Source organism: Amycolatopsis sp. NPDC051371, assembly GCF_040682155.1.
Taxonomy (GTDB): domain Bacteria; phylum Actinomycetota; class Actinomycetes; order Mycobacteriales; family Pseudonocardiaceae; genus Amycolatopsis.
In genome coordinates, this window is the sequence record NZ_JBFBAG010000059.1 from 1 (window position 1) to 12,942 (window position 12,942).

Here is a 12,942-nt window from a genome sequence, read left to right on the forward strand (position 1 = left end):
GGCTTCTTCTTGGCCATGGGTTCCATGATGAGGGACATCCCTTCCAGGGGCTTGCGCCCCTGATCGGAGGTGTCTGCCAAAACGGGTCAAGCCCAAGACCTTTGGTGGGCCGGCGTGCGTACGACCGGCACTTTGCCGGAGCTCTGCCCGGGGAGGGCGGGGCCTGTCCGGCAAGCGGACGGTTAACGCGTCACCCGAAGCGGTGTGACGCCTCGCACGGCCAGGTGTCTTCCGGCGCTTTCCGCGGCCGCCGGTGCTCCACTTCGATCATGAGCAAGCCATCGAACCTCGTGTCCGCACTGGTCATCGCCTGCACGGTCGCGCTCGCCGCCCCGACCGTCGCGCCGGCGGCCACCGGGCCCGCCCCGGCCGCCGTCCAAGGCAAGAAGCACAAGGCCAAGCTCGAAGCGAAGGCCGAGAAGAGCCGCGTCAAGGTCGGCGAAGAGACGAAGATCAAGGGCTCGTTCGCCGACCTGGGTGGGCAGGAGAGCCTCTCCGGTGGCGAGCCGGTGATCGTCCAACAGCTCAAGGCCGGCGTCTGGGTCGACCTGACCACCGGCACCTGCAAGCCCAACGGCGTGTTCAGGTTCAGCTTGAGCTTCAGCATCCACGCGAACGTCACGCTGCGGGTCTTCCACCCCGAGACCGAGCTCTACGTCGGCGTCGTGTCGAGCCTGATCGGCATCGTCGTGATCTGACTCAGTTCCGCGAGAACGCGGTCCGCATCCACGACACCGCGAGGCAGATCATCGCGATCCAGGCGATGATCAGGCCGTACCCGGGTCCGCCGCCCGCGGCTCCGCTGGCGTGCGACGACTGCTGCGACCAGATCGCCAGCAGCCCGTCCACCGAGGCGAACCAGCCGCCGGCGGCGCACACCCAGGACAGCCACCACCGGCGCGTCACCAGCGCCAGCGCCGAAGCGAGGATGCCGACGGCGGTCGACGTCGCCGCGAACAGCTGCGGGATGCCCCCGCCCTCGCCGGCCAGCACCTGCCAGCCCGCGTGCTCGCCGACCCACGGCAGGAGCAGGCAGATCAGCAGCACGAACGAGAACAGCGCGATGGTGAACCCGCGCCGGCCCAGCTCCACCGTGCGCGACGCGCGGTCGCCCACCTCGTCGATCTCGGCGGCCAGCTCGGCCAGCTCGCCGTTGCCCTTGGACTCCGTCACAGCGCACACCCGCTCACCGGCTCAGGCTGGGCGGCCGGGGCACCGAAGCCCGGCAAGCCCAGCGTGACGCCGCTCGTCTTCGGCCGGAGCCCCGCCTCCGCGTTGTCGCCGGCCCGCGTCCGCCGGTGGGACAGCAGGTCGCCGTCGGCGACCAGGTGGTGCGGGGCGCCGTAGGTCACGACCGTCTCGACGACGTCGCCGGGACGGACCGCGCGATCGACGTGGCCGCCGGTCGGGGTGAAGTGCACCAGGCGGCCGTCGCGGGCGCGGCCGCTCATCCGGTGCGTCTCGGCGTCCTTGCGGCCCTCGCCCGCGGCGACGAGCAGCTCGACCCGGCGGCCGACGATCTTCTTGTTCTCTTCCCAGGAGATCGTGTTCTGCAGCTCGGCCAGGCGGTCGTAGCGCTCCTGCACGACGGCCTTGGGCAGCTGGTCCGGCATCGTCGCGGCCGGCGTGCCGGGGCGGATCGAGTACTGGAAGGTGAAGGCGCTCGAGAAGCGGGCCTGCGCCACGACGTCCAGGGTCGCCTGGAAGTCCTCCTCGGTCTCGCCGGGGAAGCCGACGATGATGTCGGTGGTGATGGCCGCGTCCGGCATCGCCGCGCGGACCTCGTCGAGGATTTTCAGGAACCGCGCGGAACGGTAGGACCGCTTCATCTCGCGCAGCACGCGGTCGGAGCCGGACTGCAGCGGCATGTGCAGCTGGTGGCAGACGTTCGGCGTCTCGGCCATCGCCTCGATGACGTCGGAGGTGAACGCGGCCGGGTGCGGCGAGGTGAAGCGCACGCGCTCCAGGTTTTCGATGGCGCCGGCGGCCCGCAGCAGCTTCCCGAAGGCCAGCCGGTCGCCGAACTCGACGCCGTAGGAGTTCACGTTCTGGCCGAGCAGCGTGACTTCGAGCACGCCCTCGGCGACGAGCGCTTCGACCTCGGCGAGGATCTCGCCGGGCCGCCGGTCGCGTTCCTTGCCGCGCAGGGCGGGGACGATGCAGAAGGTGCAGGTGTTGTTGCACCCGACCGAAACGGACACCCAGCTCGCGTAGGACGATTCGCGGCGCGCGGGCAGCGTGGAGGGGAAGGTCTCGAGCGATTCGAGGATCTCGACCTCGGCCTCGGCGTTGTGCCGGGCCCGCTCGAGCAGCGTGGGCAGCGACCCGATGTTGTGGGTCCCGAAGACGACGTCGACCCACGGAGCCCGCTTGACGATCTCCCCGCGGTCCTTCTGAGCCAGACACCCCCCGACGGCGATCTGCAGATCGGGGTTCGCGACCTTGTCCGGCCGCAGGTGCCCGAGGGTGCCGTAGAGCTTGTTGTCCGCGTTCTCCCGGACAGCGCAGGTGTTGAACACGATCAGGTCGGGCTTGGCCCCGGCTTCGACGGGGGCGTACCCGGCTTCCTCGAGCTGCCCGGCGAGGCGCTCGGAGTCGTGCACGTTCATCTGGCAGCCGAAGGTACGGATCTGGTACGCCCTGGGTGCCTGGTTCTCGGTCATCAGCCACCAGGGTAGACCGGCCGCCACCTGCTACTCGGTGGCGCCCTTGCTCGCGTCGGCTAGATCCGGTACTCGGGGTGGCACCACCCGGTGAGCCGGTCCATCAGGTCGAGCACGTGGTCCTCCGCCGGGTCGTCGTAGTCCCGGGCGCTGCCGGCCCTGGTCCGGATCTCCAAACGGGCTGCGTCACAGGCGCGGACGATGGCCTCCCGGTCAGTGCCGGCAGCGATCGCCGACGTGGCGATGCCGACCAGTCGCGTATGCGGATCGTGTTCGTCGTATGCCGCCGCTACGAGGGCTGCGGTCATTGCGCTGTCGGCTCCCAGGGCCGCTTTTCGCAGTGGTTCGGCCAGCGGGTCTGAGTGGTTCACCGCTCGATTGTGACTTGGGTGCAGGCTGCCTGGTTCGCGGTCATCGAGTCCCTGGGTAGACCGGCTGCCACCTGCTACTCCCTGGCGCCCTCGGCTCCGGTCAACATGGCGGCCATGCTGTGCGGTGCGTCGGCGCCGAGCATGATCTCGTAGACGTCGTCCTCTCCCGCTTCGGCGGCCGCGCGCTCGAACATCGCCTTTTCGTACTCGGTGAGCGCCGCCTCCACGTCGTCCGGGTGCGCGGCCAAGGCCTGGCCGAGTTCGGCGCCGTCCAGCATGGCCAGGTTGGCGCCCTCGCCGTTCGGGGGCATCAAGTGCGCGGCGTCGCCGAGGAGGGTCACTCCCTCCGCTCGGTCCCAGCGGTGCCCGATCGGCAGGGTGTGGAGACGGCGCAGGACCGGCTGAGTGTCGCTGGCCGTGATCAAGGCGGTCAGCTCGGGGGCCCAGCCGGCGAACTCCTCGGCGACGCGCGCGGCCACCGTCGCGGCATCGGCGCCGGCGAGCCAGTCCTGCGGCTTCCGCAGCTGCGCGTACGTGTGCAGCGTTCCGCCGCTTTCGCGGTGCGCCAAGATTCCCTTGCCCGGCGCGAGCGCGAACAGCGATCCGCCGCCGACCGCTTTCGCGGCAGCGGGATGGCGGGTGTCAGCGTCGAACAAAAACGTCTCGACGACCGAGAAGCCGACGTACGAAGGCCTCGCGTCGGAGAGCACGGGACGCACTCGCGACCACGCGCCGTCCGCGCCGACCAGCAGGCCTGTGACGACCGTGGTGCCGTCGGCCAGGCTCACCTCGTGGCGCCCCTCACCGAGAGACCGCACGCCGGTGACCTTGTGGCCCCACCGCACGACGCCGGACGGCAGTGAATCGAGCAGCAGCTGCCGCAGCTCGCCGCGCTGCACCTCGGGACGCTCGCCCGTGCCGTCGTCGGGCCGGTCGACGAGCACGGTCCCCTGCCGGTCGAGGACGCGGTAGGACTCGCGGCCCGGCAGGACCAGCTCGCGGAACCCCTCGGTCAGGCCGGCCGCCTCGAGCGCCGGCTGGCCGTTCCACGGGTGGATGTCGAGCATTCCGCCCTGACGGCGCGCAGCCGGCGACGGCTCCGCCTCGTAGACCGTGGCCGGGATGCCGTGCCGGTGCAGGACGCGGGCCAGCACCAGGCCACCGAGGCCGGCTCCGATGATCGTGACGGTCATGGTTCCCCCAACGTCGATTGGATTGTCACTCCAATCAACCTAGCACGACTTTGGATCGGCGATCCAACCATGCAATACTTCGCCCATGACGAAGCGGCGCACCGACGGGTTGTCCCAGGAGCTGATCGTCAAGGCCGCGACCGGCATCCTCGACGCCGGCGGCGAGAGCGCGCTGACCTTCCGCGCGCTCACCACCCACCTGAGCACCGGATACGGCGCGATCTACCACCACGTCGCCAACAAGAGCGACCTGCTCGCGGCGGCCACCGACGACGTCATCGCGGGCGTCCTGACCGGCGTGGTCGTCGAAGCGGAGCCGCGGGAAACGCTGCGCACCGTCGCGCTGGGCCTGTTCGACGCGATCGACGCGCACCCCTGGGTCGGCGCGCAGCTCTCGCGGGAGCCGTGGCGCCCCGCCCTGCTGGCGATCTACGAGCGCATCGGCGGGCTGCTCGACGCGCTCGGCGTTCCCGAGCGGGCGCTCTTCGACGCCGCCGGGGCGCTCGTGAACTACGTCCTCGGCGTCGCCGGGCAGAACGCCGCGAACGCCCGGCTCCTGACCTCCAGCGAGGGGGACCGATCGGTCTTCCTGGCCAAGGTCGCCGCCCAGTGGGCGCAGCTCGATTCCGAGGAATATCCGTTCGTAAACAAGGCGGCGGCGCACCTGCGCGAGCACGACGACCGCGAACAGTTCCTCGCCGGCGTCGACATCTTCCTGGCCGGGATCGCCGGCCTGCGCTGAGCCTCGGTGTGACGGCCCGGGAGCCGCCACACCGAGGGAAGGTCACCAGCCGACCGCCACCAGGAGCCACTGCGGGTCCCCGTGGGAGACGAACGACGACTGGCCCGCCACGTCGTCGTACGGGAACCCGTACGCGAGGTGATTGATCCCGTGGTCGTGCCAGAACTTCGCGTAGTAGTTCGCCGGGGCCGCCTGGTAGTACCGCGCCGGGTCCTGCCACTGGGACTGCGGCAGGTGGGCGGTGTGCCGGTTCAGCGCCGCGCACATGTCGGGGTTGCCGGCCAGCGAGCCGGCGCAGCCGGTGATGTTCGACGTCGGCTCGTTGACGCCCACCGACTGCGCGTAGGCGGTGAAGTAGTTCGCGTACCGGCCACCCGCGCGGAAGTCCGGGGCGCTGCCCGGAGCCGGGATCCGGTACGGCGCGTTCACCGTCGCCAGGCCCTTGAACTCCGTCGGCACCTCGGCCTGGAACTTGGCGAAGGTCGCCGACCGGTCCTCCTGGAAGGTCCCGTAGTCGTCGCCGACCTGGACGTCGTAGCCGTCGTGCGCGTGCAGCCGCATGGCCAGCTTCAGCGCGAACGCGTCGACCCGGGTGGTGTTGCCGTTGAACACGTCCGGCCCGACGGTGAACTCGATGAAGTCGGCGTACTGACCGTTCGGGGTGCCGAGGTAGAAGTACATCCGCCCGGCGGAGTTGGCCGGCATGTCGATGTAGGGCTGCTCGGCGATCGAGTGGGTCTGGCCGCCGAAGTTCCAGTACACCTGGCTGTCCGGGTACTTGCCGTTGGTCCGGTTGAGCACCTTCACGGTGAGCACGTTGCGCGCGGCCGGGATGCTCGCGGTGTCACCCCAGAACGAGTCGGGCGGGACGCCGGCGCCGGGCTGCGTGGTCCCGCCGCCGGTGCCGAACACCTGAAACTCCCACAGCGAGACGCCGTACGGGGTGGCTCGCGCGGTCGTGGCGAGGCGCACGTACCGCCCGGACCCGGTCACGTTCAGCGTCTGCGTGCCGCCGGTCCCGGTCGTCGTCTGGTACACAGTGGACCACGCGGAACCGTTGGCGGACAGCTGGATCTGGTACGCCGTGGCGTAAGCGGCTTCCCAGTTCAGCACGACCCGGCTGACGGTGGCCGCGCCGCCGAGGTCGAGCTGGATCCACTGCGGATCGCTGAACTGCGACGACCAGCGGGTGCCGGTATTGCCGTCCACGGCGGCGGACGCGGGGGTTCCGGCGTTCTCCACCGAGGACGCCGTAGCGGGCTTTCCTTGCGAGATAAGGCTGTCCGCCGCAGTCGCCGAGGGTGCGGCGAAGCCGAGTACGGCGACCGCCAGCGCCGCGGCGAGCGTCGCCAAGCGGGTACCGGGTCCGCGGCGACGGCGCCGCGGCGGTGCGTTCGAGGGCATGGTTCCTCCCTGGCCGGGAAAGGGGCGGACCCGCCGCCGGTCAGGGGACGGCGTCGTCCGGCTCGTCCCTGAACGCCGGGCGGATGCCCTCGAGGGCCGGCGGGGAACGGTCGATGAAAAGGTTCATACCACCGCCCCCGGCCTGTCAACCCTTGACAGGCCGGGGCCGCGGGGCGATCCTCGGAACCGGTTCCATCAACCCTCTGCGTGGCGCCGCCACCCGCCCAGGGGCCGGCTCACCGGGAGTCAGCCATGTGCAGCGGTGCCCGTCCGACCGACGCTCGTCCGTCACACCACCACCGGCCACGTCGTCGCCGACGATTCCATTGTGGACTCAAGCCACGAGGTCGGCCAGCACCGCCGCGGCCGCCCGTTGCCCGGACACCAGCGCGCCCTGCACCGAAGGCGTGTCCCGGTGGTCACCGCAGACGTACCGCCCCGGACCGACCCGCACCGGACGCCGCAGCGGAACTCCCGGGCCGAACACCGGCAACGCCTTCGGGATCGCGTACGTCCGCAGCAGCTCCCAGCCCCGCGTGTCGGTGTCGTAGATCCGCGCCAGCCGCTGCCGCACCCGCGGCTCCAGACCGGGATCGGCGCGGTCGGGCACCGAAGCGGCGATCAACGCGGCCCCCGCCGGGGCGTACCCCTCCGCCACCTCGCTGAGCACCGCCGTGTTGAGCAGCAACTCGTCGAGGCCGTCGACCAGCAAGGTCGGCGACCGCAGCGGGCTCACCGGAGCGCGGTAGTAGAAGGTCGTCACCGCGTGCCAGCCCGGTGCCTCGACGCCGGGCAGCAGGCGCGCGGCCGTGTCCCCGTCGGTCGCCACCACCACGGCTCGCGCGGGCACGTCTTCGCCGTCGCGCGTGCGCACGCCGTCCGCGGTGATCTCCGCGACCTCGACGCCCGTGCGGACCGGCAGCCCGGCGGCCAGCTGACGCGGCAGGGCCTGCATGCCCTCGGCCGGCAACGCGCCCCCGCCGCGCAGGAAACTGCGCCAGATCAGGTGGAACATCCGGCCCGACGTCGCCAGCTCCCGGTCGAGGAACACCCCGGCGAGGAACGGCCGCAGCACCTCTTCGACCGTGGACCGCGTCAGCCCCCAGCGTCGCAGCTCCTCGGCAGTGCTGCGCCCGGTGTCGGCGCGGTCGGCCTTCAGCACGTCCCGGGCCGCGAGCACCGCCATCCGCGCGCCGTCCGCGGGCCGGCCCGCGACGAACCCCGCCGCCCCGCGCACCGCGGGCAGGCCGTGCCACGGGCCGGCGAGCCAGCGGCGCCCGGAGCCGGTCATCGCGATCGTGCCGCGCGTGAACGGGCGCGGCCGCAAGGCGCCGACATCGGTCAGCCGCCGCAGCGCCGGATACGCGGGCAGCAGCACCTGGAACCCGCGGTCGAAGCGGAACCCGTCGACGACGTCGGTGCGCACCCGGCCGCCGACGTCGTCGCCCGCTTCCAGCACGGTGACCTCCGCCCCGGCCCGGCGCAGCCGCCGCGCCGCGCTCAGCCCCGCCAGCCCGCCACCCACGACGACGACGTCCATGCCGGTCTCCCTCCGTCCCCCGGGGAATGCCCGGATCGCCCGCCGCCAACCACCGGGCCACCGGATCTGGCACGATCGGGCCGTGGCCAGGACGCGGCGGGGGCGAGCGCTCGCGATGACGGCCGCCCTGCTCCTGGTGCTGGCCTCCTGCAGCACCGGTTTCGGCGAGCTGAAGCTGCGGATCGCCGCGGGCAACCCCGGCGGGGTCTACGACAAGCTCGCCCAGACCCTCGCCACCGTGTGGGCCGCGGACCTGGACATCGACCGGCCCGCCGTGCTGCAGACCCAGGGCTCGCCCGACAACCTCGACCGGGTGCTCGCGGGCAACGCCGACGTCGCGTTCGTCGCCGCCGACGTCGCCGCCGACCGGTACAAGCACGACCCGCGGCTGGCCACGCTCGCCCGGATCCACGACGACTACCTGCACATCGTCGTGCGCACCGACTCCGACATCCGGACCGTCGAGCAGCTGCGGGGCCGGAAGATCGCGACCGGCTCGCCGTCCTCGGGCGTGGAGTACATCGCCAGCCGGCTGCTGGAGGCGACCGGGCTCGCCGGGTCGGTCACCACCAGCGCGCGCGGGCTCGACGACTCCGTCAAGGCGCTGCTCAGCGGCGACATCGACGCGTTCTTCTGGTCCGGCGGCCTGCCGACGCCCGTGCTGGCCGGCTACAACGACAAGCAGTCCCTGCGCCTGCTCGACATCGCCGACGTGATGCCGAAGATGCAGGAGCTCAACCAGGTCTACGGCACCGCGTCCATCCCGGCCAGCACCTACAACCAGCCGGGCCCGGTGACCACGCTGCTGGTGCCGAACTTCCTCGTCGTCCCGAAGTCGATGAGCGACGACGTCGCCGAGGCGCTGGTCCGCGGCCTGTTCGACGCCCGCCAGCAGCTGGCCGGGGCCAACCCGGCGGCGTTGTCGATCGACGTCCACCCGGGCATCGAGACCCAGCCGATCCCCTTGCACCCAGGGGCATTGCGTTATTACCGGGCGAAGAAGACCTAAGCGGCCGGGAACGTCATCGCGATCCGCAGGCCGCCGCCCTCGGGCAGGTCCAGCGTCAGCTCGCCGTCCGAGTGCGCGGTCAGCTCGCTGACGATCGCCAGGCCCAGCCCCGACCCCGGCACGTTCTGGTGCGCCGGACTGCGCCAGAACCGGTCCAGCGCGCGGTCGAGCTCTTCGGGCGGCAGCCCCGGTCCGTGGTCGCGCACCGACAGGCGGACCCGGTCGCCGTCGCGCTCGACGGCGACCCGGATCTCGGTGCCCGACGCGGTGAACTTCAGCGCGTTGTCGAGCAGCGCGTCCAGGATCGTCCCGGCGCCGCGCGGCGGCAGGCGGACGCGCGCGCCGTCGCCCGCGGTGTCGACGACCAGCCGCACGTCGCGGGCTTCGCCGACGACCGACCAGTCGGCGACCCGCTCGGCGACGACCTCGTCCAGCACCACCGGGTCCAGTTCCCCGCCGGACGCCTCGGCGCGAGCCATCGAGAGCAGGCCGTCCAGGATCTGGTGCAGCCGCCCGGCGTCGACGCGCGCGGCTTCGAGGTCGGCGGCGGACTGGTCGTCGACGACGTGGCCGTCGAGGTTCCCGAGCCGGATCTTCAGCGCGGTCAGCGGGTTGCGCAGCTGGTGCGAGGCGTCCGCGACGAACGCGCGCTGCGCGGCCAGTGCGCCCGACACGCTCTCGGCCATCCGGTCGAAGGAGCGCCCGAGCTGCCGCAGCTCCGGCGGGCCGCCGCCCTCCCCCACCGGCTCGGCCTCCCGCCCGCTGACCACCGAGGCCACCAGCGCGCCGGTCGCGTCGTCGAGCCGCTTCACCGGTTTGAGGATCCACCGGACCACCGGGATCGCCACGGCCAGCGCGACCACGAAGGCGAGGATCCCGCCCGCGGCGAGCAGCAGCCACCACCACAGCACGGCGGCGCGCTCGGAATCGGTGGCGGACACGGTGAGCACCGCCCCGCGCACCTCCCCGTCGGCGAGCACCGGCTCGGCGAGCACCAGCGGCGTCGAGTCCCACGGCATCAGCACGCCGGCGGGCTGCGACCGGCGGCCGGCCAGCGCCTCGTGCACGGGGTCGCTGATCCGCTCGTCCGTGAGGTCGATCCGCGCGGCGGCCGGGCCGAGCGAGGTGACGACCGGCTTGCCGTCCTGGTCGACGACGACCACCTTGACGCCGTACACCTCGGTGTAGCGGCGCACGTCGGGGTCGATCAGGTACGGCTTGTTGTCCAGCAGCGGGCGCTGGGCCAGCGACGCGAAGCGGGCGGTGTCGGTGAGCCGGTCGAGGAACAGGTCCTGCTGCGCGCCGGCGGCGATCGAGATGGCCAGCGGGATGCCGAGGCCGAACACCAGCAGGGCGACCAGCGTCAGCACGATGCCCTGCAGCCGGACGCGCACCCTCCTCAGCTCCGGGCGGCCTGGCCGCCGAGCCGGTAGCCGACCCCGCGCACCGTCTCGATCAGCGCCGGGCGGCCCAGCTTCGTCCGCAGCGTCGCGACGTGGACGTCCAGCGACCGGCTCTCCGCGGGCCCCCGGTGCCCCCACACCTCGGTGAGCACGTGCTCGCGCGAGCACACCGCGCCGCGCGCGCCCGCCACGAGGGCGAGCACCTGGAACTCCTTGCGGGACAACGCGATCGCGTGCCCGTCGACCAGCACCTCGTGCCGGGACAGGTCGACGCTGACGTCACCCGCCTTGATGACGACCGGCTCGGTGACCGCGTGCTCCGGGCGCCGCCGTCGCACCGCCTCGACGCGGGCCAGCAGCTCCTCGACGTCGTAGGGCTTGACCAGGTAGTCGTCGGCGCCCGCGCGCAGGCCCCGGATCCGGTCGTCGACCTCGCCGCGGGCCGACACCACGATGATCGCGACGTCGCTGACCGCGCGGATCTGGGTGCACAGGGTCACGCCGTCGATGTCCGGCAGGCCGAGGTCGAGGAGGATGACGTCGACTTCGTGGACGCGCTCGAGGACGCCGGCGCCGGTGGCCAGCCGGGCGATCGCCAGGCCGCGGCGGGCCAGCGCCGGGATGAGCGCACCCGCGACCCGGTCGTCGTCCTCCACCAGCAGCACCCGCACCCGTCCGCCTCCCATGGTGACCTGCTCCACCGGCCGGTAGCGCCGAACTCTAGGACCTCGCGGCACCGGCCGCACGAGCCACCCGAGCAGTCACTCCTGGTAATCAGGGGGCTACGGTACCCCTGATCACCCCAAAATGGACATCGATACGCAGTTGAAACCCTAAGTATTGCTCAAGCCGCCTTGCGAGCCGGTAAAGCAACGGTAGGTTCTCGCCATCGCGGGTGACCCACGCCGCATTCGAACGACCCTGGAGGCCAGATGACCGCGGAGGTGGCGGCGCCGATGATCAAGGCGTCCGCCGTGAACAAGTACTTCGGCGACCTGCACGTGCTCAGGGAGATCACGCTCGAGGTACCTCGCGGCCAGGTCGTGGTGGTGCTGGGTCCGTCGGGGTCGGGCAAGTCGACCCTGTGCCGGGCGATCAACCGGCTCGAGCCGATCAACTCGGGCGAGATCGCCGTCGACGGCGTCCCGCTGCCCGCGGAGGGCAAGGCCCTGGCGGCCCTGCGCGCCGACGTCGGCATGGTGTTCCAGTCGTTCAACCTGTTCGCGCACAAGACCATCGTCGAGAACGTGATGCTGGCGCCGACGAAGGTCCGCAAGGCCTCGAAGGACGAGGCGCGCAAGACGGCGATGGAACTGCTGGAGCGCGTCGGCATCGCCAACCAGGCCGACAAGTACCCGGCGCAGCTTTCGGGCGGCCAGCAGCAGCGCGTCGCGATCGCGCGGGCGCTGGCGATGCGGCCCAAGGTCATGCTGTTCGACGAGCCGACCTCGGCGCTGGACCCGGAGATGGTCCAGGAGGTCCTCGACGTCATGACGGGCCTGGCCAAGGACGGCATGACGATGCTGGTCGTCACCCACGAGATGGGCTTCGCCCGCCGGGCAGCCGATCGGGTGATCTTCATGGCCGACGGCGAGATCGTCGAGGACACGACGCCGGAGGAATTCTTCACCGCGCCGAAGAGCGAGCGCGCGAAGGACTTCCTCGGCAAGATCCTCACCCACTGAGCACTTTTCCCCGGCCCCGAGGCCGGACATGATTCGGAAGGAACCTGAGAGACGATGCGGTTGAACCGAGTTCTGCAGGTCGGCGCGGTCGTGATGGCCGCCGGGCTGGCCCTGACGGCCTGCGGCGGCGGCTCCGGCAGCGGCGCGAGCGGCGACAAGAACCTGGTCCAGCGGGCCAAGGACAACAAGAAGCTGACCATCGGCATCAAGTTCGACCAGCCGGGCCTCGGTCTGAAGAAGCCGGACGGCACCTACGCCGGCTTCGACGTCGACGTCGCGAAGTACATCGCGAAGCAGCTGGGCGTCGAAGAGTCGGGGATCACCTGGAAGGAAGCGCAGTCGGCGCAGCGCGAGGACCTGATCAAGAAGGGTGAGGTCGACTTCATCGTCGCCACCTACTCGATCACGGACAAGCGCAAGAACGACGTCTCCTTCGGTGGCCCGTACTTCATCGCGCACCAGGACCTGCTCGTGCGCCAGGACAACACCGACATCACCGGCCCCGAGTCGCTGACCGGCAACAAGAAGCTCTGCTCGGTCAAGGGCTCGACCCCGGCGCAGAACGTCAAGACGAAGTACGCCAAGGAGGTGCAGCTGCAGGAGGTGGGCAAGTACACCGACTGCGTGACCTCGCTCCTGAACGGCTCCGTCGACGCGATGACCACCGACGACGTGATCCTCGCGGGCTACGCCGCGCAGCAGCCCGGCAAGCTGAAGCTGGTCGGCAAGGGCTTCACCGACGAGAACTACGGCGTCGGCGTGAAGAAGGACGACGCCGACGGCAAGGCCGCGATCAACAAGGCCATCCAGGCGATGGAGCAGGACGGCTCCTGGGAGAAGTCCCTGCAGACCAACGTCGGCCCGTCGGGCTACAAGATCCCGGCCGCGCCGGCGATCGCTCCCTGATATCCGGTTCTGAAGTCGAACGGTGC

The 12,942-nt window shown here is 71.3% G+C and carries 13 protein-coding genes and 1 pseudogene; 5 read left to right on the top strand and 9 right to left on the bottom strand.

The features are described 5' to 3' along the window. Positions 1-269 precede the first annotated feature (269 nt). Entirely contained in the window at positions 270-698 is a 429-nt protein-coding gene (locus tag AB0M59_RS45775; protein WP_364628251.1) for a hypothetical protein, read from the top strand. Position 699: 1 nt separating this feature from the next. On the opposite strand, the gene AB0M59_RS45780 is transcribed toward AB0M59_RS45775, so the two are convergent. The 4 genes from AB0M59_RS45780 to AB0M59_RS45795 form a co-directional block, all read right to left on the bottom strand. Continuing rightward, positions 700-1,173 (bottom strand): hypothetical protein, encoded by a 474-nt coding sequence (locus AB0M59_RS45780; RefSeq protein WP_364628253.1) that lies wholly within the window; start codon positions 1,171-1,173, stop codon positions 700-702. Continuing rightward, a complete protein-coding gene (gene miaB / locus AB0M59_RS45785) occupies positions 1,170-2,663 on the bottom strand; it encodes a tRNA (N6-isopentenyl adenosine(37)-C2)-methylthiotransferase MiaB (RefSeq protein ID WP_364628255.1) in 1,494 nt (497 codons plus the stop codon). Before miaB ends, AB0M59_RS45780 begins: the two co-directional genes overlap by 4 nt. Before the next feature lie 59 nt (positions 2,664-2,722). Next, positions 2,723-2,971: a hypothetical protein gene (locus AB0M59_RS45790; protein WP_364628257.1), complete on the bottom strand. Its 249-nt coding sequence runs from the start codon at positions 2,969-2,971 to the stop codon at positions 2,723-2,725. 137 nt (positions 2,972-3,108) lie between these two features. Then, positions 3,109-4,227, bottom strand: a complete 1,119-nt coding sequence (locus AB0M59_RS45795) for an NAD(P)/FAD-dependent oxidoreductase (protein WP_364628259.1) — start codon at positions 4,225-4,227, stop codon at positions 3,109-3,111. Between the two features lie 85 nt (positions 4,228-4,312). On the opposite strand from AB0M59_RS45795, the gene AB0M59_RS45800 reads away from it, so the two are divergent. Further along, the gene (locus AB0M59_RS45800) at positions 4,313-4,969 is read left to right on the top strand and encodes a TetR/AcrR family transcriptional regulator C-terminal domain-containing protein (protein ID WP_364628261.1); all 657 of its coding nucleotides are present in this window, start codon (positions 4,313-4,315) and stop codon (positions 4,967-4,969) included. Positions 4,970-5,011: 42 nt separating this feature from the next. On the opposite strand, the gene AB0M59_RS45805 is transcribed toward AB0M59_RS45800, so the two are convergent. The 3 genes and pseudogenes from AB0M59_RS45805 to AB0M59_RS45815 all read right to left on the bottom strand — a co-directional run bounded on the left by AB0M59_RS45805 (position 5,012) and on the right by AB0M59_RS45815 (position 7,913). Next, a complete protein-coding gene (locus AB0M59_RS45805) occupies positions 5,012-5,674 on the bottom strand; it encodes a glycoside hydrolase family 64 protein (protein WP_364628356.1) in 663 nt (220 codons plus the stop codon). Between the two features lie 171 nt (positions 5,675-5,845). Further along, positions 5,846-6,373, bottom strand: a pseudogene (locus tag AB0M59_RS45810) (discoidin domain-containing protein); the annotation flags it as partial. Between the two features lie 334 nt (positions 6,374-6,707). Next, on the bottom strand, positions 6,708-7,913 hold the full coding sequence (locus tag AB0M59_RS45815; protein ID WP_364628263.1) for an FAD-dependent oxidoreductase: 1,206 nt from the start codon (positions 7,911-7,913) through the stop codon (positions 6,708-6,710). Positions 7,914-7,995: 82 nt separating this feature from the next. Here AB0M59_RS45815 and AB0M59_RS45820 point away from each other — a divergent pair, with 82 nt between their 5' ends. Beyond that, entirely contained in the window at positions 7,996-8,922 is a 927-nt protein-coding gene (locus AB0M59_RS45820; RefSeq protein WP_364628264.1) for a TAXI family TRAP transporter solute-binding subunit, read from the top strand. Here the strand turns inward: AB0M59_RS45820 and AB0M59_RS45825 are convergent. After that, positions 8,919-10,316 carry a HAMP domain-containing sensor histidine kinase gene (locus AB0M59_RS45825; RefSeq protein WP_364628266.1) on the bottom strand — a complete coding sequence of 466 codons (1,398 nt, stop codon included), beginning with the start codon at positions 10,314-10,316 and terminating at the stop codon, positions 8,919-8,921. The genes AB0M59_RS45820 and AB0M59_RS45825 overlap by 4 nt on opposite strands. 5 nt (positions 10,317-10,321) lie before the next feature. After that, a complete protein-coding gene (locus AB0M59_RS45830; protein WP_364628357.1) occupies positions 10,322-10,996 on the bottom strand; it encodes a response regulator transcription factor in 675 nt (224 codons plus the stop codon). Positions 10,997-11,281: 285 nt separating this feature from the next. On the opposite strand from AB0M59_RS45830, the gene AB0M59_RS45835 reads away from it, so the two are divergent. Further along, positions 11,282-12,010: an amino acid ABC transporter ATP-binding protein gene (locus tag AB0M59_RS45835; protein WP_284741287.1), complete on the top strand. Its 729-nt coding sequence runs from the start codon at positions 11,282-11,284 to the stop codon at positions 12,008-12,010. A gap of 54 nt (positions 12,011-12,064) precedes the next feature. Further along, entirely contained in the window at positions 12,065-12,916 is an 852-nt protein-coding gene (locus tag AB0M59_RS45840) for a glutamate ABC transporter substrate-binding protein (RefSeq protein ID WP_364628268.1), read from the top strand. Positions 12,917-12,942 lie beyond the last annotated feature (26 nt).

What these genes read in the sequence shown, in the direction of transcription:
- AB0M59_RS45775 (WP_364628251.1), top strand. Translation starts at nt 270, where the DNA reads ATGAGCAAGCCATCGAACCTCGTGTCCGCACTGGTCATCGCCTGCACG.
- miaB (WP_364628255.1), bottom strand. Translation starts at nt 2,663, where the DNA reads ATGACCGAGAACCAGGCACCCAGGGCGTACCAGATCCGTACCTTCGGC.
- AB0M59_RS45790 (WP_364628257.1), bottom strand. Translation starts at nt 2,971, where the DNA reads ATGACCGCAGCCCTCGTAGCGGCGGCATACGACGAACACGATCCGCAT.
- AB0M59_RS45795 (WP_364628259.1), bottom strand. Translation starts at nt 4,227, where the DNA reads ATGACCGTCACGATCATCGGAGCCGGCCTCGGTGGCCTGGTGCTGGCC.
- AB0M59_RS45800 (WP_364628261.1), top strand. Translation starts at nt 4,313, where the DNA reads ATGACGAAGCGGCGCACCGACGGGTTGTCCCAGGAGCTGATCGTCAAG.
- AB0M59_RS45805 (WP_364628356.1), bottom strand. Translation starts at nt 5,674, where the DNA reads ATGCCGGCCAACTCCGCCGGGCGGATGTACTTCTACCTCGGCACCCCG.
- AB0M59_RS45815 (WP_364628263.1), bottom strand. Translation starts at nt 7,913, where the DNA reads ATGGACGTCGTCGTCGTGGGTGGCGGGCTGGCGGGGCTGAGCGCGGCG.
- AB0M59_RS45835 (WP_284741287.1), top strand. Translation starts at nt 11,282, where the DNA reads ATGATCAAGGCGTCCGCCGTGAACAAGTACTTCGGCGACCTGCACGTG.
- AB0M59_RS45840 (WP_364628268.1), top strand. Translation starts at nt 12,065, where the DNA reads ATGCGGTTGAACCGAGTTCTGCAGGTCGGCGCGGTCGTGATGGCCGCC.